The sequence below is a fragment of the Yoonia sp. TsM2_T14_4 genome, assembly GCF_049602355.1.
GTDB classification, from domain to species: Bacteria; Pseudomonadota; Alphaproteobacteria; order Rhodobacterales; family Rhodobacteraceae; genus Yoonia; species Yoonia vestfoldensis_A.
Genome location: NZ_CP187137.1, coordinates 118,003 through 137,101 on the forward strand (window position 1 = coordinate 118,003; position 19,099 = coordinate 137,101).

Below are 19,099 nucleotides of genomic sequence, written 5' to 3' on the forward strand. Positions count from 1 at the left end.
GCTAGGAAGATGATCAGAGGCGATTGAGCAGATCAAGCGTCGGCCAGGCATCTGCCGGAAGGCCAAGGCGGGCCTGTTCTGCCTGCACCGCATTGCGGGTCATCGCCCCGAGGATGCCGTCGATCCCGCCCACGTCATAGCCCCGCGCGGTCAGCCGTTCTTGCAACAGGCGCATCTGGTCGCCTGTCAGCGCGGGCGACGGATTACCCGCATTGTAGACCGGCGCGCCGCTGAGGCGGGTTGCGAAATAAGCGGCGGTGGTCACATAGACAAAGCTGCGGTTCCACTCGAAATAGACGTCGAAATTGGGGTAGGTCATAAAGGCCGGCCCGTTGCGCCCCATCGGCAGCAGGATCGCGGCGGGCAGGTTTGCGGGGCCAAGGCTGCCTTGGCGCGCGGTCACGCCCATCGCGGCCCAGTCGCTGACGGGCCGTTTGTTGGTCAGGCCGGTCTGCGACCAGTCGAGGTTCGCAGGGACGGTGATTTCATGCATCCATGGTTCATTGGGCCGCCAGCCGAGCGAGGACAGCACGTTTGCGCCCGTCGTCAGCGCGTCGGGGGCCGAGTTTTTCAGGTCCACCACCCCGTCACCGTCGCCATCCATGCCTTTTTCGACGATCTCGCGCGGGAGTTTTTGCAACTGGCCGATTTCACCGGCCCAAGCGCCCAAGGTGGTTGCAGGGTCCATGCCGCCGCGCCGGTAAAGTTCGATCGCGGCGATCAATTGAGGGCGGAACAGGTCGGGCCTGCGGCAATCATGCGCCAGCGTCAGCAGGGCGTTACGGGTGTTGAAATTGCCCTGCACCGCGCCGTAATCGGTTTCGAACGCCCAGAACGCCAGCAGCACGCCGCGTGGGATGCCGAAGCGGTTTTCGATGGCGCGGAACGTGCTGTCAAATCTTTGGCTGTTGCGTGTGCCGTTATCGATGCGGTTCTGGCTGATCAGGTTGCGCGAGAACTGGATGAAATCTTGCTGGAATACGCCTTGGGACCGGTCCGCGTTCAGCACGGATTGTTCGATCTGCGCGCCAGCGAAAAACGCATCCGCGGTGGCGGCGGGGATGCCGGTGGCCACAGCCTCGGCCTTGACGCCTGCGATGAAGCTGCCGACATCGCCGCCGCAGGTCTGAGCTGTCGCGGCACCGGTCAGCAGGGTCAGGGCGGCGGCAAGGGCAAGGCGCATGATGTGGGCTCCGGTTCTGGTTCGCCGCGAGCCTAACAGGGCGGGCAAAGCGTGCAAGATGTCGGCTGCCGGATCGGCGGAAACGGGTCAGGCTGTGGTGATCAATGCCAGAATCAGCATCACCGCCCATGTTTTCCACAAGACACCCACCGCGCGATCGATGTCGTCCGGCGTCAGATCATGTTCGCCGCCCCCGTTCACGAAAGGATAATCGCGCAATTGCCCGTCATAGCTGCGCGGCCCGCTCAGCGCGATATCAAGGCCATGGGCCATCGCCGCCTCTGGCCAGCCTGCGTTGGGCGAGCGGTGCAAGGGCGCGTCAGCCAAGATGCCGCGCGGGTCAGGGCGGCTGGTCACGGCCCAGATCATCGCCGCTGTCAGGCGCGCAGGGATCAGGTTGATGAGATCGTCGAACCGGGCGGCGGCCCAGCCGAATTCGGCGTGGCGCGGCGTGCGGTAGCCGATCATGCTGTCGGCGGTATTGACGATCTTGTAGATCAAAAGCCCCGGCAGCCCCGCGATCAGGAACCAGAAAGCGGGCGCGATCACCCCGTCGGACAGGTTTTCGGCGGCACTTTCAATCGCGGAACGTGCGACGGTGGGCCGGTCCATGGCTTGGGTATCGCGCCCTACGATCATCGCCACGGCGTGTTTGCCGTCGCCCAGCGACAGCCGCAGGGCGTTGCCTACGGCGCGTACATGATCGGCCAGCGATTTTTGCGCCAGCAGTACGGCGACGACCAGAATGTCGATGATCGTACCCGGCAGCGCGTCAAGGATCAGCCCAAAAAGCCCCGCGCCGATGACCAGCCCCGCCAGTACGGCGATGCCTTTGCCTTGCCGCGCGGGGCCTGCGTTAAAACGCAGGTCACACCAGCCGATCAGCCGCCCCATCAGGACAGCCGGATGCGCGTAGCGCGACCAGAGCCATTTCGGCTCTCCGAACAGCGCATCAAGGATCATGCCGAAAAACAATGTCATAATGCGGCCTCCAGCTGCGCCCAGCGGTCGGGGGCGGGCAGGCCAAGGCGCAGCCAGTCGCCCGCATAGGGAAAGATGCGTGACCAGACATGGCCTTGCGCCAGCCTGTCCTGCCAAGCTGCGGCGTCATCAACGCGGTATAGCCGGAACAGGGAGGTGCCGCCCAGCAGTTTGGCGCCTTTGGCAGTCACAAGTTGGTCGAGCCTGTGGGCATCCTGCACCAGCCTTGCCCGTGTCGTATCAGCCCATTGTAGATCGGCCAAGGCTTCTGCCCCGATGTTCAGCGCGGGGCCAGAGACTTGCCACGGGCCCAAGATCTCCGCCAACCGCGCGACGACCGCAGGGTCACCGATGGCAAAGCCAAGGCGCAGGCCTGCGAGCCCCCAGAATTTGCCAAAGCTTTTCAGCACCACCGTGTTCGGGCGGCTGGCAAGATGGACCAGCGACCTTTCAGGCATAACGTCGCAAAAGCTTTCATCGATGATGGTGACCTGCGTGCTGAAATCCGGCGCGGACCAGATAGCCCCGTCGGGATTGTTGGGATGCACAGCGACCAGCGCGTGACGCGGCACAGTGCCGATGGTCCAGCCTGCGGCGCGAAAAGCGGCTTCGTGTTCGTTATAGGTGGGGCCGGGGATACAGACCTCGCCCTGCGCAAACACGCGTGGCAAGGCCGCGATAATGGCAGAGGCCCCCGTTGCTGCAAGGATCGTCGCGTCCTGTGGTACGCCCCAAAAGCCGCGTGCGAGATTATGCAGGCGTGCAAAAGCCGCCTTGTCCGGCAGCGCTGTCCAGGCATCGGCGGGAAATTGCGGCAGCGGGTAAGGGACGGGATTGATCCCCGTGGACAGATCAAGCCATGTCGCACGGCTGCCACCATGGCGCGCGATGGCGGCATCAAGCCCGCCGCCATGATCGCGCGCAACCGTCATTCGCTGGCGGGCAAGGGTGGATGGCGTGTCACGAAATGACCCTTGATGCTTTGTGGCCAGTCGCGAAACGGAACCTGACCTGTCGGGCTTTGGGCATGGGCCTGGGCATAGGCCACGATGCCAGCCGCCGCATCCGTATCCGGCGTAAAGTCACCCAGCGTATAATTCAGCTTATCGGGCGCCTGAATGGTGATGTTGCAGCCAGATTTGCAGCCCATCAGGCACGATACGCGGCGTGTTTTCACCCCGGCCAGTCCCGAGGCCGCTGCCTCGATCAGTCCTGCCAGTGCCTCGCCGTCGGTCTGGGCCATCGTGCCCGACTCCCAGCCTTCGCGCTTGCAGGTGTCGCAAATCGTTATCCAAGTTGTCATTTTTTGCCGCCCGTCATGATCAACGCCTTTCAAGCGGATAATCGCGTGATCCGCAAGATCAGACGAAAGATACAATCTTTTGCCATGATTGTGTGTTCGTGGATGATGGTTCCACGCTCGGGGATGGCTGGCTCCCCGTCATCTGGACCCGCCGGTAAGCCAGCAAGGATCGGCCCGATAACATGCATGTTCTGATCATTCATGGCAATGGTGGGCTTGCTGCGACCTGGCAGCGGCATCTGGAAATGCTTGATGCGCAGGTTACGCAGGCGCGCACCAGCGTGGCGGCGCTTGCGGCGCTGGAGGCGATCATTTTTGACGTGATCGTGCTTGACGTCATGCTGGACGGTTGCAGCGCGCTTGCCGTTGCCGACATGGCGCAGTTCCGGCAACCATGGGCCAACGTGGTGTTCGTCACGGATACCACGGTGTTCTCTGACGGTTCTATTTTCGGCTATAGCGGGAATGCGCGCGCCTTTATCCAGACCGCGACCCCGCCGAACGATTTGGCCGCGATCGTCCACTATTACGGTAGCCTTAGGCCCGACCGTGCGGCTGCGAAAGATCGATGACCGGGTTGATCGGGATGATCCGGTTTGGATTGATCGTATCGTGGCTGTAATGATAGTGCCGCACGATGTGATCCATGTTCACCGTCTTGGCGATGCCCGGCATCTGGTACAAATCGCGTAGGAAACCTGACAGGTTCGGATAGTCCGCGATCCGTTTGCGATTGCATTTGAAATGCAAATGATAGACCGGGTCGAACCGCAGCAGGGTCGTCCACAGACGCCAGTCCGCCTCGGTCAGCCGGTCGCCCATCAGATAGCGGGACTTGCCCAGCCGGTCTTCGAGCCAGTCAAGACTGTCGAACAGCGGATAAACCGCATCCTCGTATGCCTGCTGCGTCGTGGCAAAACCCGATTTGTAAACACCATTATTGACCGTGTCATAGATCCGGTCGTTCACCGGCACGATGGCATCGCGCAATGCCAATGGCCAATAATCGTCACTGTTGCCGGTGATCGCGTCAAAGGCGGAATTGAACATGCGGATGATTTCCGACGATTCGTTGGAAACGATGGTTTCGCGCTGTTTGTCCCAAAGGATCGGCACGGTGACGCGGCCTGTCATGTCGGGCAGGGCGCGCAAATAAACCTCGCGGGCGTAATCATACCCAAACAATGTATCGCCGGTGGCCCCGTTGTCGTCCTTTTGAAACGACCAGCCTTCGCCCAGCATGTCTGGATGCACGGCCGAGATGCTGATGTGATCCTCCAACCCCTTCAGCGCGCGAAAGATCAGCGCACGATGCGCCCAGGGGCAGGCGTAAGAGACGTACAGATGATAGCGCCCCGATTCCGCCGGGAAACCGTCTGTCCCCGATGGACCCGCAGACCCGTCTGCTGTGATCCAGTTGCGGAACGATGCCTCTGTACGTTCGAATTTGCCGCCTGATGTCTTGGTGTCATACCAGACGTCGTGCCAGATGCCGTCAACCAGTTGGCCCATGATGATGCTCCTTTGTTGCATCCGACCTAACCCCTTGGCCGTGATGAACCAAGGCGAATGACGGCGCAGCGATGGTGCGTCTGCGCACAATGGTGGCGTGATCAGTTTTGCAAGGCATCCTGCATGGTCTGGCGCAGACCGCTCATTTCCAGATCTGTCCATCTTGCGCGGCGACCATGATGGTCGGCAATCACCGCGCCATCGCGCAGCGCGGCGATCACTGCCGGTTTGGTGAGCGCCCCGTCAAACGTGACAACAACAAGCGATTGACGCGCCTTGCGCCGATAGCGCGCCTTGATCCTGTTCATCCAGAATGTCACTTCCAGAAACTCGATCCTGAACCTGACCGCCAGCTGCGTGGGCAGCGGACGGATGACGTCCTGACAGGACCACCCGATGAACCGGTCGTCATTGCTGCGGATATCGTCTGATGCTGCCTGCCCGAAAACGGTTGTCTTGTTGCGGAACTTGGCTGTCGGATTGCCTGGAAATGCGTTGCGATAGGCAAAGACGGAAGAGTTTCCAGCGCCATATCGTCGGCCCCTGCTCAACCGCCAGCGTAGCCGCGACCAAGCGTCAAGCCGCGCGCGCGGTGTTGGCAAGGTCCACAGGGGCGCGCTCAGCGTCAGCGCGGCGACTTTTCCCAGGTCGCCAATGATCACGCTGTCAAGATCGACATAGACGCAACGGGCGCCGGGCGGCAATACATCAATCTCGAACAATGAAATCTTGACGGCCAGGCCATTTTTCTTGAAATCGCTGCGATCGAAATCCGGACTGATCCGACATTGTATCGCACGGGGGTCCAAATCCCGATCGACCCTGTCCGACAGCACGATGGCACCCTTCAAGCTGGGGCTATGCATATGGGCGTTACGGATCAGGCGGTTGCAATCGGCGTCACTATAGGCGTCACCCCAGATCATCAGGATCAGATACCAGTCATTCACGCGTATGCCATCCGTTCAGGTTTGCGCCCTTGGCCTGCCATATTCCCTGTGGCGCCACAAGATACGTCGGACCCAACACAGGTTACGTCGCTTAACCGTTTGCCCCGTCTGCATGGGCCGTCTATACCGCCAATCAGACGAAGCCCTTGCAGGGCCAGAACGGTTGGAGACAGGACGGTCGACCCAGACGGGGACCAGGCTGTCGCATCGTCGCACCCGTGGTTTGCGGGTCTCTGGTCATGTCGGGAGAAATGAAATCCGGCCATGACCGACCGAGCCAGCGGCGAAGGGAAAACAGCGTGAAAACAGGTGTGATGATTTGTGGCCATGGATCGCGCAGCCAGTCTGCCGTGGATGAATTCGCGGTGCTGGCGGAAAAGCTGCCTGCCTATCTGCCCGACGACTGGGTCACCGACTACGGCTATCTTGAATTTGCAAATCCTGTGATCCGTGACGGGCTGGACCGGCTGCGCGCGGCGGGCTGTGACCGGATTCTGGCGGTGCCAGGAATGCTTTTTGCTGCGATGCATGCCAAAAACGACATTCCTACCGTGCTGAACACCTATGCTGCCAAACATGGATTGGCCGTGAATTATGGCCGCGAACTGGGGATTGACCCCAAGATGATTGCCGCCGCCGCAGGCCGCGTGCAAGAAGCCGTGGATCGCGCCAATGTCAAATATGGCGCGCTGCCGGTGGCGGAAACCTGTCTGGTGGTCATCGGGCGCGGCGCATCCGACCCTGACGCCAACGGCAATGTCGCAAAAATCGCGCGGATGATTCAGGAAGGCATGGGCTTTGGCTGGTGCGAGGTCGGCTATTCCGGCGTGACCTTTCCGCTGGTTGAACCCTGCCTGCAACATGCCGCCCGCCTGCCCTACAAGCGGATCATCGTGTTCCCGTATTTTCTGTTCTCAGGCATCCTGATCGACCGGATCTACGGCTTTACCGATCAGGTCGCCGCCGAACATCCCAGCATTCAGTTTGTGAAGGCAGGGTATCTTGGCGATCATCCCAAGGTGCTGGAAACCTTTGCCGAACGTATTCTGGAACAAGACAGCGCAACCCCACCGCCCAATTGCGGCATCTGCGGCTATCGCGCGCAGATGCTGGCGCTGGAGGATGGGCATAACCACACGATCAGCGCCGCCGACCGCAGCCACCCTGCCTTTGGCGCGGTGCCGCCCGCGACCTGCGTATTGTGCAAATACCGCACGCAAGTGCTGGGGTTCGAGGGCGAGGTCGGCGCCTTACAAGAAAGCCACCATCACCATGTCGAAGGCCAGGGTGCGAGCGCGCCCGGATCAAACGTGGCCGATTGCAAACTTTGCACCACGTTCTGCACCGGCATGTGCCGTCTTGTGGTGCAGGATCAGCATGATCACCACCATCACCACGGTCACGATCACGATCACGACCATGACCACCATCACCACGCGCCCTACCCCCATGCCAAACACCCGCATGGACCGGAAAGCGCGCGCAAAACGAAACCCTGATCCTCGCTTTGTTGAAAATACTCCCGCCGGAGGCTCAGGTCTTTGTGCCAGATGAAAGGCCCGATATTGCGTCCCTACGAGACCGACCCCAAGGCAATCTATACGCAAAGCTTCGCCACCGTGCGGGCCGAGGCGCGGCTTGACCGCTTTGCGGCTGACCTGCATCCGCTGATGACACGGTTGATCCACGCCTGTGGTATGGTGGAAATCGTCGATAGGCTCGCCTATTCCGAACAGGTGGCGGTGGCAGGGCAGCAAGCCTTGCGCGCCGGTGCACCCGTGCTGTGTGATTGCGAAATGGTGGGTGCAGGAATCATCCGGCGCTATCTGCTAGCTGGCAACGATGTGATCGTGACATTGAACGATCCCGCGGTGCCCGCGCTTGCAGCCAAGATTGGCAATACCCGCTCTGCCGCTGCGGTCGAGCTGTGGCAGGACCGGATCGCTGGCGCGGTTGTCGCCATCGGCAATGCGCCGACAGCGCTGTTTCACCTGCTGGAATTGCTTGATGCAGGATGGCCGAAACCGGCGGTGATCCTTGGGTTTCCGGTGGGTTTTGTCGGGGCTGCCGAAAGCAAGGCAGAACTCGCGCGCGATCCGCGTGGTTGCGACTATATCGCCTTGCGCGGGCGGCGTGGCGGGTCGGCCATGGCGTCGGCCGCAGTGAATGCGCTGGCTGCGGGGTTGCCCGAGGATGTCTGACGCATGGCTGCATATCGTCGGCATCGGCGAGGATGGAATGGCGGGGCTGGTGCCTGCAACCCGCGCGGTGGTCGAAGCCGCCGAGGTTATCATCGGGGGCGATCGGCATCATGTGCTGGCCGAAAACCTGACAGCGGAACGGCTGGCCTGGCCGCATCCGTTTGATGCGCTGATTTCCACGATCAGGGGCCTGCACGGCAGACGCGTTGTCGTGCTTGCGACAGGTGATCCTTTGTGGTTCTCGGTCGGTGCGCGGATCGGACGCGCGATTGATCCGGCACAGATTGTCTATCACCCGCAATTGTCGGCGTTCCAGTTGGCGGCGGCGCGGATGGGCTGGTCGTTGCCGGATGTCGAAACGTTGACCGTGCATGGCCGTCCGGTGGAACAGATGATCGCGTTTATCCAGCCTGAGGCGCGGTTGTTGATCCTGACCACGGGCGCGGAAACCCCCGCCCAGATTGCGGCCTTTCTGACTGCACGCGGCTTTGGCGCGTCGCGGATGAGTGTTCTGGCGGCGATGGGCGGCAAGGACGAGGCGCGTTTTGACGGTTTGGCCGAAAGCTGGGCGCATGATGTGCCTGCGTTCAACACGCTTGCGGTGGACTGTATCGCGGCCCCCGATGCAGCCTTGCTGCCGCGCGTGCCGGGCTTGGCGGATGACATGTTCCAGTCCGACGGCACCATGACCAAGCAAGAAATCCGCGCTGTCACCCTCGCCAAGCTGATGCCGATGCGTGGCGCGCTGCTTTGGGACATCGGTTGTGGCTGCGGGTCTGTGGCCATCGAGTGGATGCGCGCCGCGCGCTATGCCCGCGCCATCGGGATCGAGCCGCGTGCAGACCGACGCGCCTTTGCCGCCGCTAATGCATTGGCGCTGGGCGCGCCAAAGCTGGAACTGATCGACGGGATGGTACCGCAGGCCTTGCATGGCTTGGACGCCCCGGATGCGATTTTCATCGGTGGCGGGTTGAGCCGTGAAACGTTCAACGCTGCATGGGCCGCCTTGCGCCCCTTGGGGCGGTTGGTCGCCAACGCCGTGACGCTGGAAAGCGAGGCGGAACTGATCGCCCTGCATAAGACGCATGGCGGGGATCTGGTGAAACTTTCGGTGCATCGCGCCGAACCTGTCGGGCGGTTGACTGGCTGGCGACCGCTGATGCCGGTGACGCAATGGAGCCTTGTAAAAAGATGATTTTTAGCCTCCGGCGGGAGTATTTCGAACAAAGCGAGGGCGGATGGTGACGGGTGTGCTTTATGGCGTCGGTCTTGGCCCTGGCGCGCCAGATCTGATCACGCTGCGCGCTGCGCGATTGATCGAAGGGGCCGCTGTTGTAGCCTATCCGACGTTGGCAGGGGCTGCGAGTTTTGCGCGTGCGATTGCTGCTGATCTGATCGCGCCTGACGCCCGCGAGATCGTGATGGATGTGCCAATGAGCGTCGAACGCGCGCCTGCGCAGGCGGCCTATGACGCCGGGGCTGTGCAGATTGCGGCGGCGCTCGATGCTGGGCAGGATGTTGTCTGCCTTTGTGAGGGTGACCCATTCTTTTACGGGTCGTTCATGTATCTGTTTGCGCGTCTGTCGGGGCGTTACCGCGTCGAGGTCGTGCCGGGGGTGACGTCGATCACCGCCTGTGCCGCGCGGGCGGGCCGGCCCTTGGTGGCGCGCAATGAGCGGTTGACCGTTTTGCCTGGTCCTTTGCCCCAGGAGGAATTGCGCGCGCGCATCGATGGTGCCGAAAGTGTCGTTATCATGAAGGTGGGCCGCCATCTGGCGAAGATCCGTACAGTGATCGCCGATCTGGGGCTGACGGATATGGCGGTTTATGTCGAACGCGCGACCCTGCCCGACGAGGTCGTGCTGCCCTTGGCTGACGCACCTGCGGCCGCACCTTATTTTTCAATGATCCTGCTGACCAAAGGGGCTGATCCATGGCTGTGAAACCGGTTGTTCTGGCGCTGTCTGCCTCGGGCGAGGCTGTGGCGCATCGTGTTGCCGCTGTCTTGGGTGCGCAGGTCCATGGCCGCAAGGGGCGCGTGGCAAAGGCGGATACGTTTTTTGCCAATGCGCTGGATCATGCGCGTGATCTGTTCGCTGCCGGTGTGCCGGTGGTCGGGGTTTGTGCGGCGGGCATCCTGATCCGTGCGGTCGCTCCCTTGCTGGCGGACAAGAGGGCGGAACCGCCGGTAATTGCCGTGTCCGATGATGGTGCGGTGGTTGTGCCCTTGTTGGGTGGCCATCGCGGCGCGAACCGGCTGGCGGCGCAAATTGCGCGAGCACTTGGCGCTGTGGCAGCGGTGACGACGGCGGGCGATGTGGCGCTGGGCGTGGCGCTGGATGAACCACCTAGCGGCTGGAGGCTGGTCAACCGCGAAGATGCCAAGGGGGCGATGGCAGCGCTTTTATCGGGGGGCGGGGCGCGGGTCTTGGGTGATGCGCCTTGGCTGGCAGATTTGCCCGCAGGCGATGCTTTGCGGCTATCCTGCACGATAAAGGCGCAGTTTGATCTGGGGGTGGATCATCTGCAATTCGCGCCACAGCGCCTGACTTTGGGTCTGGGCTGTGCGCGCGATTGTGACCCTGCCGAGATGGCTGCATTGGTCGCTGAGGTGCTGGCGGAGGCTGGTGTTGCGGCGGAGGCCGTGCAGTCCGTCAACACGATCACGCTGAAAGCGGATGAACCGGCGATCATTGATCTGGCGCGCACGCTGGACGTGCCACTGCGCCTGTTCGAAGCAGCTGAGCTTGAGGCGTTGACCCCGCGTTTGGCCACCCCGTCCGACGTCGTTTTCGCCGAGGTCGGCACGCATGGCGTGGCCGAAGCGGCCGCATTGGCGCAGGCGGGGGCGCAGGCGACATTGCTGATCGCCAAGCGCAAGACGGCCAATGCGACCTGTGCGCTGGCGATTGCACCCGCCCCGATCACCGTATTAGCGGGCCGCGGACGCGGGCGCTTGTCTGTCGTGGGCATCGGCCCCGGTCAGGCGGCATGGCGCACGCCCGAAGTGTCGCGGCTGGTGGCCGAGGCCGAGGAACTGGTGGGGTACGGGCTATATATCGATCTGCTGGGGCCATTGGCGATTGGCAAGCAGCGGTCGGATTTCCCGCTGGGTGGCGAGGAGGATCGTTGTCGTTATGCGCTGGAACAGGCGGGGCTGGGCAAGAATGTGGCGCTGGTATGTTCGGGTGATGCGGGAATTTACGCGATGGGGGCGCTGGTGTTCGAGCTCCTAGACCGCAGCGCTGACCAGATGGGCGTGTCGGATGCGGCCCGCCGGGTCGAGGTGGTCTGTTCGCCCGGTGTCAGTGCCTTGCAAGGGGCGGCGGCGCGGGCAGGCGCGCCTTTGGGCCATGATTTCTGCGCGATTTCCTTGTCGGACCTGCTGACGCCGCGTGGCGATATCATCAAACGGTTGCAGGCGGCGGCGATCGGCGATTTCGTGATTGCGTTTTATAATCCGGTGTCGCTGCGCCGGCGCACCCTGCTGGCCGAGGCGCGCGACATCCTGTTGCGCCATCGCCCCGCCGAGACGCCGGTGATGCTGGCCTCGTCACTGGGGCGGCCGGAGGAGCATATCCGCTATCGCCGTCTGGATCAGTTGGATGTGGACGAAGTTGATATGCTGACGGTGGTGCTGGTCGGATCGTCGCATTCACGGCTGGCGCAGCTGGGGACAGGGCCGCGGATGTATACGCCGCGCGGCTATGCCCGCAAGATTGATGGTGATCTTGCGGCAGGATGACATTTCCGCCTGCCGGCGGGAGTATTTGGGGAAAAGAGAAGATGACCGTTTATTTTATTGGGGCGGGCCCCGGTGACCCCGAACTGCTGACGCTCAAGGCGGCGCGGGTGATCGGGGAATGCCCTGTGTGCCTTTATGCGGGATCACTGGTGCCAGAGGCGGTCGTCGCTTGTGCGCCAGCAGATGCGCTGGTGCTGGATACAGCCCCGATGACGCTGGACGACACCCATGCTGTTATTCTGCAGGCCCATGCCAAGGGGCAGGATGTGGCGCGGGTCCATTCGGGTGATCCGTCGCTTTACGGGGCGATTGCCGAACAGATCCGGCGGTTGAAGGCGGATGGGATCGATTACCAGATCATTCCGGGCGTGCCGGCCTATGCCGCTGCGGCGGCGGCGCTGGGGACCGAACTGACCGTGCCGGAAGTGGCGCAATCCATCATCCTGACACGCATGTCGATGAAATCGACCGGCATGCCCGCGGGCGAGACGCTGGAGAATTTTGCCCGCAGCGGTGCGACGCTGGCGATCCATCTGGGGATCCGTGCGCTGCGCGAGATCGAGCGCCAGCTGGTGCCGTTCTACGGCGCGGATTGTCCGGTGGCCGTGATCTATCGCGTGGGCTGGCCCGACCAGTTGATCCTGCGTGGCACGTTGAGCGATATCCATGCGCAGGTGCGCGTGGCCAAGATCACGCGCACGGCGCTGATTTTGGTGGGGCCTGCATTGTCGGAAAACCACGGATTTCCTGATTCCGCACTTTATGACGCGGCCAAGCCGCATGTGCTGCGTCCGCGCGTCAAGGCGGACTGACTGGCGCGTGGCTGCATCATGCTGCATCGCGGCGGATCGCGTTACTTGATTTTTACCTTTGTGTGCGCACACTTAGCGGAACAGGGGGATTCGAATGTATACGTTTTTGCCGGAAGCGGTGCGCCAAGGATTGGAAGATGCCCGCAAAGCCGCGCTTCGCCGCAAGGACAGGTTGTCGGTGCGCGATGGCGATGCAACCCATAGGATCAGGCGGTTGTGGGATGGTGGTTTTGCGCTGGACCTGAAAGGGTCCGATAAATTGCGCGGCCATGTCGATATCTATGACGGGCCAAAGCACCTGTATCAATGTCTTGTGGTTTCCGCCGTCGCAGATGACGAAGAACGCGTGTTCGAGTTCAAATGGCTGACGCCAGTGGCTGACCGGCCTGCCGCCGATTTTGTGCATCCTGATTTCGTCCCTGCCGGATTGCTGGAAAAGCGTGGCTGACGCCGCGCTATTGCAGGTCGCGGAACGCGTGTTGCAGACGCTGCACGGCGTCTTCGACAACATGGCGCTGCGTGGCGAAGTTGATCCGCATGAAGTTTTCGCCGCCGGAGCCAAAGGCCGGGCCGGGTGAGACGGCAATTTTTGCGTCATCTCGGATGCGTGCTGCGATTTGGGTATGGTCCATGCCGGTGCCCGAAAAATCCACCCAGGCCAGATAGGTCGATTGCAACGGCATCGACCAGACGCCAGGGATGGCGCGCAACCCGTCCTGAAAAAGGTCGCGATTGGCCTGCAGATGGTCCATTTGCGCATCGGCCCAAGCCGCCCCTTCGGCGGAATAGGCGGCGGTGATCATCGCGATGGCCAGACTGCCGGGTTTGTAATCCATCATCGCCTGCCATGTCTGGGCTTGGGCGCGCAGATCCGCGTTCGGGATGATCATGTTGCCGGTACGCTGACCTGCGATGTTGAAGGTCTTGGACGCCGCCGTCAGATAGACGGTATTGTCGGCAAAATCGGGGGCGGCCACGGCCATCGGCACGAAATCATGGTCGCGGTAGACAAGATCATGGTGGATTTCGTCGCTGATCAGCAGCATCCCGTTATCGCGCGCAAAGGCGGCAACGGCGCGCAATTCAGCCGTGGTCCAGACCCGGCCTGAGGGGTTTTGAGGCGAACACCAGATCAGCAGCTTTTCGCGGCCAGTCAGCCGCGTCTTGGCGTCGTCAAGGTCGAGCGCATAGGTATCACCGTCGCGCACAAGCGGGCAGGTGGTTACGACACGGCCCGCACGGGTGATCTTGTGCGCGAATTCATGGTAAACGGGGGTAAAGATCGCCGCCGCATCGCCCGGCTCTGACCACAATTGCAGCGACAGCGCGATTGCATTGCCCAGCCCTTGGGTCGAGACGATCCAGTCGGGGTCCACTGTCCAGCCATGCCGGTTCTGCATCCACCAAGTGATCGCATCGGTGTAATCCGTGCTGTCGATCCCATAGCCGAAAACGCCATGGTCGCGCGCGCGATCGATGGCGGCCAGAACGCAGGGTGCTGTCTGATAGTCGCTGTCGGCCGTCCACATCGCCAGCCCGCTGTCTGGCGCGACACCAAACAATTTCTCCATCAGGTCCCATTTGGAACTGTTCGTATTGCGGCGGTCGATGGGGGTATTGAATGACATGGTGCTTTTCCTCTGGCTTTGGTGCAGCCTAACCCGACCGCTGCGCTGTGCAAGCGGTCCGCGTTGCATTTCTGATCGCCGCGGCCTAAATGCGCTGGCATGACCATTCGCCCCATCCTGATTCATCCCGATCCGCGCCTGAAAAAGGTGACTGCCCCCGTCGCATCTATTGATGATGATCTGCGGCGGCTGGCCGATGATATGCTTGAAACCATGTATGAGGCCCCCGGTATCGGGCTGGCCGCGCCGCAGGTGGCGGTGATGCGCCGCGTCATCGTTATGGATTGCCAGAAAGACGCCGAGGCGACACCCGAACCCATGGTCCTGATCAACCCCGAGATTATCTGGTCCTCTGAGGCGACTTCCGTTTACGATGAGGGCTGTTTGTCGATCCCCGAGCAATATGCCGAAGTGACGCGACCCGCCGAGGTTGAGGTGGCGTGGCTGGGCCTTGACGGCAAGCCGCAGCGTGCGCGCTTTGACGGGCTTTGGGCGACCTGCGTGCAGCATGAAATCGACCATTTGGACGGAAAGTTGTTCATTGATTACCTTGGCCCGCTGAAACGCCAGATGATCACCCGCAAGATGCAGAAACTGAAACGCGAAATGGCACGAGGGTAACGGCATGGCACTGGATCTGCGGTTTGATGGCGATCCGGTGCTGCGTGCCGTGGCTGCACCCGTGACAGCGTTCGACGACGCTCTGGCTCTGCTCGTGGCTGAGATGCTGGCGACCATGTATGCTGCCCCCGGCCGAGGCTTGGCCGCGCCGCAGGTGGGTGTCTCGCAGCGGGTCTTTGTCATTGACACGACATGGAAGGACGGCGACCCCGATCCGCAAGCCTTCGTCAATCCGCAGATCATCGCACGGTCAAAGACCACCGCGACTGCGGTCGAGGCGTGTCTGTCGATTCCCGACCGTGCCTTTGCGGTCACCCGTCCGATATGGGTGGACATGCGCTGGCAGGATATCGCGGGCGACGTACACCAAGGCCGGTTCGACGGTGTCGCAGCGATCTGCGTGTGCCATGAATACGATCATCTGGACGGTGTGCTGATTACCGATATCGGGGTCGCGCAATGACGCATCGCGCCTATGTGCAGTGGCCGCATCCGGTGTTGCGTACGCCAGCCGCGCCGGTTGCCGCGATCACCGATGAGATCCGTGCACTGTGGGATGAAATGATCGTGGCGATGGACACCATGCCCGGTGTCGGCTTGGCTGCGCCGCAATTGGGTGTCGGGCTGGCCTTGGCAGTGGTCGATGCCTCGACCATGCGGGGGCAGGCGGTGCGCATGGCGAACCCCGAAATCCTGCATAGTTCGGTGGAGTTCCGCGACCATGAGGAAGGCTCGCCCAACCTGCCCGGCGTCTGGGCGCGAATTAGCCGCCCGCGTGCCGTGACCGTCCGGTTTCTGAACGCGGATGGCGAGGTTGAGGAGCGTGATTTCGTCGGCCTTTGGGCGACCTCGGTACAGCACCAGATCGACCATCTGGCGGGGCGGATGTTCTTTGACCGGATGACCAAGGTCCGCCGCGATATGCTGATCAAGAAAGCACATAAAATCGCCGCTAAAGCTGCGATCTGATCCAAAGGAAACACCATGCGCATCATCTTCATGGGAACGCCGGAGTTTTCGGTCCCGGTGCTGGATGCGCTGGTCGCGGCGGGGCATGACATTGTCACGGTTTATACCCAGCCGCCGCGCCCGGCGGGGCGTGGCAAAAAGGACCGCCCACAGGCGGTGCATCTGCGGGCTTTGGAACTGGGCCTGCCTGTCCGGCACCCTGTCGGCTTGCGCAATCCGCAGGCGCAGGCGGAGTTTGCCGATCTTAACGCCGATGTCGCCGTCGTCGTGGCCTACGGGTTGATCCTGCCGCAGGCGGTGCTGGACGCGCCGCGTCTGGGATGCCTGAATATTCACGCCTCCTTGCTGCCGCGCTGGCGGGGTGCTGCGCCTATTCACCGCGCGATCATGGCGGGGGATGCGCAGACCGGCGTCTGCATCATGCAGATGGAGGCTGGGTTGGATACCGGCCCTGTCCTGCTGCGCGAAGCGACCGACATTGCCGCCGATGACACGACGGGTGCCCTGCATGACCGCCTGTCTGCCATGGGCGCGCGGCTGGTTGTCGAAGCGTTGCGCCGTCTGCCCGATCTGACACCGGAGCCGCAACCCGACGAAGGCGTCACCTATGCCGCCAAGATCGACAAGGCCGAGGGGCGCGTGGATTGGGCCCAACCTGCAGCAACGGTCGCGCGCCAGATCAACGGGCTGTCGCCGTTTCCGGGCGCATGGTGCGATGTGGCGGGCGAACGGGTCAAGCTTTTGGGGGCTGAGACAGCGGATGGCAATGCCGCTCCCGGCACGGTGCTGGATGGCTTTACCATCGCCTGCGCCACGGGTGCCGTCACCATCACCACGGCCCAACGCGAAGGCAAGCGTGCGATGCCTGCCGCGGATGTTCTGAACGGGCTCAGCTTGGGTGATAGATTGGCTTGATCGGCTGCGCGGCCTACGCTAGCACTAGGCCTGTGGCGATGGCGTCGCTACCTCTGGCTTTGTCCGTCCTGAACGCCGGGACCGTTGAGGAAAGGGTCCGCCATGACAGCGCGTCCACATTTCTACAAATTCCACCAAGGTGAAAAGACCCTGCCATTCGCCGCTGCCGAATACGAGGCGCGGCTGGCGGGACTGCGTGCCATCATGGACAAGGCAGGGGTCGAAGCGGTGTTGTTCACCTCGATGCAGAACATCGCTTATTATTCCGGCTTTCTGTATTGCAGCTTCGGTCGGCAATACGGGCTGGTCGTCACGCCGACCGATTGCGTGACAATCAGCGCAGGCATCGACGCTGCGCAGCCTTGGCGGCGGTCTTATGGCGATGCGATCACCTATACCGATTGGGACCGCAGCAATTACTGGCGCGCGGTGCGGTCGGTGACGGGTTTGGGCAAGGTGCTGGGCTACGAATCGGACCACCTGACCGTGGCGATCCGACTGGCCTTGCGCGACAATCTGCAACCGGCACGTCTGGTCGATCTGGCGGCAGAGACAATGGCACAAAGAATGCGCAAATCGCCAGCTGAACTGGACCTCATCCGCGCGGGTGCAGCCGTGGCCGATGTTGGCGGCTATGCGATCCGCGATGCGATCAAACCGGGTGTGCGCGAGATTGATGTGGCGATGGCAGGGCGCGACGCGATGGAGCTGGAAATCGCCGCACGGTTCCCGCAGGCCGAGTACCGTGACACCTGGGTCTGGTTCCAGTCGGGGATCAACACCGATGGCGCGCATAACCCTGTGACGTCGCGCAAGCTGGAAAATGGAGACATCCTGTCGCTCAACACCTTTCCGATGATCAGCGGCTATTACACCGCCCTTGAACGGACCCTGTTCGTGGGTGAGGCCGATGCTGCCAGCCTCGCCATCTGGGAGGCGAATGTCGCCGCCCATGAATACGGCATGTCCCTGCTTGTGCCGGGGGCTATCTGTGCGGATGTAACCGCCAAGATCAACACCTTCCTGGCTGACCGCGATCTGCTGCAGTACCGCACCTTTGGCTATGGCCATTCCTTTGGCGTGCTGTCGCATTATTATGGCCGCGAGGCGGGGCTGGAGCTGCGCGAGGATATCCCCACCGTGCTGGAACCCGGCATGGTCATTTCGATGGAACCAATGCTGACGATCCCGCATGGTCAGCCGGGCGCAGGCGGATACCGCGAACATGATATTTTGTTCATTACCGAAGACGGGAACGAGGATATCACCGGCTATCCCTATGGTCCGGCCTTCAACATCATTGCGTAACGTCGGCTGAAACCAGCCGATCAGCGCTATTTTTGGGGTAAATTGTCACGAAAAGTCACAATTTGTCGATCAACGGTACCTTTTTGCCCGTCTTGCGTTTCGGTGTCTGGGGGTGCGGTGTTAACACCGCACCTGACACACAAGGAATGCAGAATGAACTTGTCGTATGATATCAGTCGCCGCGCCTTTGGCGCGATGTTGCTAGGCAGTACCGCGACAGCTTGCGCGCCACGAATAGACCCCGCCGTCACAGAGCCGGAGCCGCCGACACAGCTAGACTGGGTCGAAGGCTACGCCCCGATTATGGATGCCGGTTACAACCTGCCGGGTATCCCCAGTGAATACCTGCAGGGTGTCAACCGCCGCGTGACCGGCCTTTATCAGGGCGAGGCGCCGCCAAATTCTCTCGACGTAGATCCCTATGCCAAGTTTTTGTACCATGTGAGGGCCGATGGCACCGCGACACGCTATCCCGTGGGCGTAGGGCGCGCGGGCCGGTCGATCCAAGGACGCGCGACGATGCAATTCATGCGGGCATGGCCCGGCTGGACGCCGACGCAGAACATGCTGCGCACCGAACCCGAGGTGTACGGCGATTTTCGGGCCGGTATCCCCGGCGGGTTGCGCAGTCCGCTTGGCGCGCGCGCGTTGTATCTGTTCCGAGGCGGGCGCGACACGTTCTACCGCATCCATGGCACCAATGACCTGCCGTCCATCGGCAATTCGGGGTCGGCGGGATGTATTCGCCTGTTCAATCAGGACATCATCCATCTGTACAACCAGATCACAGCGCCGATGCCCGTGCTGATCCGGTCGCCTGAAGAATCGCTGCGCGTCGATCCGGAAAATTACGACCGTGGCGTAGAGCTGCCGCCCACGATGATCGCCGCTGAGGAGCTGATCGGCCCTGATGCCGAGGCGGCGAACCGCCCGCCTGATCTTGATGCATTGTGGCTGGGGATGATCTGACG

The 19,099-nt window shown here is 62.0% G+C and carries 21 protein-coding genes; 14 read left to right on the forward strand and 7 right to left on the reverse strand.

What is annotated here, in order from left to right:
* Positions 1-13: 13 nt before the first annotated feature.
* The 4 genes from ACPF9B_RS00535 to ACPF9B_RS00550 all read right to left on the reverse strand — a co-directional run bounded on the left by ACPF9B_RS00535 (position 14) and on the right by ACPF9B_RS00550 (position 3,467).
* Complete coding sequence (locus ACPF9B_RS00535) at positions 14-1,183, reverse strand: lytic murein transglycosylase (RefSeq protein WP_424178486.1); 1,170 nt, start codon at positions 1,181-1,183, stop codon at positions 14-16.
* An 87-nt stretch (positions 1,184-1,270) separates the two neighbouring features.
* Entirely contained in the window at positions 1,271-2,164 is an 894-nt protein-coding gene (cbiB, locus tag ACPF9B_RS00540; RefSeq protein ID WP_424178488.1) for an adenosylcobinamide-phosphate synthase CbiB, read from the reverse strand.
* Complete coding sequence (locus tag ACPF9B_RS00545) at positions 2,161-3,096, reverse strand: threonine-phosphate decarboxylase (RefSeq protein ID WP_424178490.1); 936 nt, start codon at positions 3,094-3,096, stop codon at positions 2,161-2,163. Before ACPF9B_RS00545 ends, cbiB begins: the two co-directional genes overlap by 4 nt.
* Entirely contained in the window at positions 3,093-3,467 is a 375-nt protein-coding gene (locus ACPF9B_RS00550; protein WP_424178492.1) for a DUF1636 family protein, read from the reverse strand. Before ACPF9B_RS00550 ends, ACPF9B_RS00545 begins: the two co-directional genes overlap by 4 nt.
* A gap of 182 nt (positions 3,468-3,649) precedes the next feature.
* On the opposite strand from ACPF9B_RS00550, the gene ACPF9B_RS00555 reads away from it, so the two are divergent.
* Entirely contained in the window at positions 3,650-4,039 is a 390-nt protein-coding gene (locus tag ACPF9B_RS00555; protein WP_424178494.1) for a hypothetical protein, read from the forward strand.
* Here the strand turns inward: ACPF9B_RS00555 and ACPF9B_RS00560 are convergent.
* Together ACPF9B_RS00560 and ACPF9B_RS00565 are read right to left on the reverse strand one after the other, a co-directional pair.
* Positions 4,005-4,979, reverse strand: a complete 975-nt coding sequence (locus ACPF9B_RS00560) for a glutathione S-transferase family protein (RefSeq protein WP_424178496.1) — start codon at positions 4,977-4,979, stop codon at positions 4,005-4,007. The two genes, ACPF9B_RS00555 and ACPF9B_RS00560, sit on opposite strands and share 35 nt — an antisense overlap.
* A 101-nt stretch (positions 4,980-5,080) precedes the next feature.
* Positions 5,081-5,929: a hypothetical protein gene (locus ACPF9B_RS00565; protein ID WP_424178498.1), complete on the reverse strand. Its 849-nt coding sequence runs from the start codon at positions 5,927-5,929 to the stop codon at positions 5,081-5,083.
* Between the two features lie 251 nt (positions 5,930-6,180).
* On the opposite strand from ACPF9B_RS00565, the gene ACPF9B_RS00570 reads away from it, so the two are divergent.
* The 7 genes from ACPF9B_RS00570 to ACPF9B_RS00600 all read left to right on the forward strand — a co-directional run bounded on the left by ACPF9B_RS00570 (position 6,181) and on the right by ACPF9B_RS00600 (position 13,135).
* The gene (locus ACPF9B_RS00570; RefSeq protein ID WP_424180303.1) at positions 6,181-7,428 is read left to right on the forward strand and encodes a sirohydrochlorin chelatase; all 1,248 of its coding nucleotides are present in this window, start codon (positions 6,181-6,183) and stop codon (positions 7,426-7,428) included.
* Positions 7,429-7,479: 51 nt separating this feature from the next.
* Positions 7,480-8,130 carry a precorrin-8X methylmutase gene (locus ACPF9B_RS00575; protein WP_424178500.1) on the forward strand — a complete coding sequence of 217 codons (651 nt, stop codon included), beginning with the start codon at positions 7,480-7,482 and terminating at the stop codon, positions 8,128-8,130.
* Complete coding sequence (gene cbiE, locus ACPF9B_RS00580) at positions 8,123-9,325, forward strand: precorrin-6y C5,15-methyltransferase (decarboxylating) subunit CbiE (RefSeq protein WP_424178502.1); 1,203 nt, start codon at positions 8,123-8,125, stop codon at positions 9,323-9,325. Before ACPF9B_RS00575 ends, cbiE begins: the two co-directional genes overlap by 8 nt.
* A 46-nt stretch (positions 9,326-9,371) precedes the next feature.
* Positions 9,372-10,073, forward strand: a complete 702-nt coding sequence (cobI, locus tag ACPF9B_RS00585) for a precorrin-2 C(20)-methyltransferase (protein ID WP_424180305.1) — start codon at positions 9,372-9,374, stop codon at positions 10,071-10,073.
* On the forward strand, positions 10,064-11,875 hold the full coding sequence (gene cobJ, locus ACPF9B_RS00590) for a precorrin-3B C(17)-methyltransferase (RefSeq protein ID WP_007205951.1): 1,812 nt from the start codon (positions 10,064-10,066) through the stop codon (positions 11,873-11,875). Before cobI ends, cobJ begins: the two co-directional genes overlap by 10 nt.
* Before the next feature lie 41 nt (positions 11,876-11,916).
* Positions 11,917-12,687, forward strand: a complete 771-nt coding sequence (gene cobM, locus ACPF9B_RS00595; protein WP_007205950.1) for a precorrin-4 C(11)-methyltransferase — start codon at positions 11,917-11,919, stop codon at positions 12,685-12,687.
* Positions 12,688-12,781: 94 nt separating this feature from the next.
* Entirely contained in the window at positions 12,782-13,135 is a 354-nt protein-coding gene (locus ACPF9B_RS00600; RefSeq protein ID WP_007205949.1) for a hypothetical protein, read from the forward strand.
* Positions 13,136-13,142: 7 nt separating this feature from the next.
* On the opposite strand, the gene ACPF9B_RS00605 is transcribed toward ACPF9B_RS00600, so the two are convergent.
* Positions 13,143-14,315, reverse strand: a complete 1,173-nt coding sequence (locus ACPF9B_RS00605) for a MalY/PatB family protein (protein ID WP_007205948.1) — start codon at positions 14,313-14,315, stop codon at positions 13,143-13,145.
* A 99-nt stretch (positions 14,316-14,414) separates the two neighbouring features.
* Between ACPF9B_RS00605 and def (ACPF9B_RS00610) the strand changes: the two genes are divergently transcribed.
* From def (ACPF9B_RS00610) to ACPF9B_RS00635, 6 genes are all read left to right on the forward strand, one after another.
* Positions 14,415-14,936, forward strand: a complete 522-nt coding sequence (gene def, locus ACPF9B_RS00610) for a peptide deformylase (RefSeq protein ID WP_424178506.1) — start codon at positions 14,415-14,417, stop codon at positions 14,934-14,936.
* Positions 14,937-14,940: 4 nt separating this feature from the next.
* Entirely contained in the window at positions 14,941-15,399 is a 459-nt protein-coding gene (gene def / locus ACPF9B_RS00615; RefSeq protein ID WP_424178508.1) for a peptide deformylase, read from the forward strand.
* The gene (gene def / locus ACPF9B_RS00620) at positions 15,396-15,905 is read left to right on the forward strand and encodes a peptide deformylase (RefSeq protein WP_424178511.1); all 510 of its coding nucleotides are present in this window, start codon (positions 15,396-15,398) and stop codon (positions 15,903-15,905) included. Before def (ACPF9B_RS00615) ends, def (ACPF9B_RS00620) begins: the two co-directional genes overlap by 4 nt.
* A 15-nt stretch (positions 15,906-15,920) precedes the next feature.
* Positions 15,921-16,820, forward strand: coding sequence for a methionyl-tRNA formyltransferase (gene fmt, locus ACPF9B_RS00625; RefSeq protein ID WP_424178513.1), 900 nt, complete (start codon positions 15,921-15,923; stop codon positions 16,818-16,820).
* A gap of 102 nt (positions 16,821-16,922) precedes the next feature.
* Positions 16,923-18,128 carry an aminopeptidase P family protein gene (locus ACPF9B_RS00630; RefSeq protein ID WP_007205943.1) on the forward strand — a complete coding sequence of 402 codons (1,206 nt, stop codon included), beginning with the start codon at positions 16,923-16,925 and terminating at the stop codon, positions 18,126-18,128.
* A gap of 153 nt (positions 18,129-18,281) precedes the next feature.
* Positions 18,282-19,097 (forward strand): L,D-transpeptidase, encoded by an 816-nt coding sequence (locus ACPF9B_RS00635; RefSeq protein WP_424178515.1) that lies wholly within the window; start codon positions 18,282-18,284, stop codon positions 19,095-19,097.
* Positions 19,098-19,099: the final 2 nt, after the last annotated feature.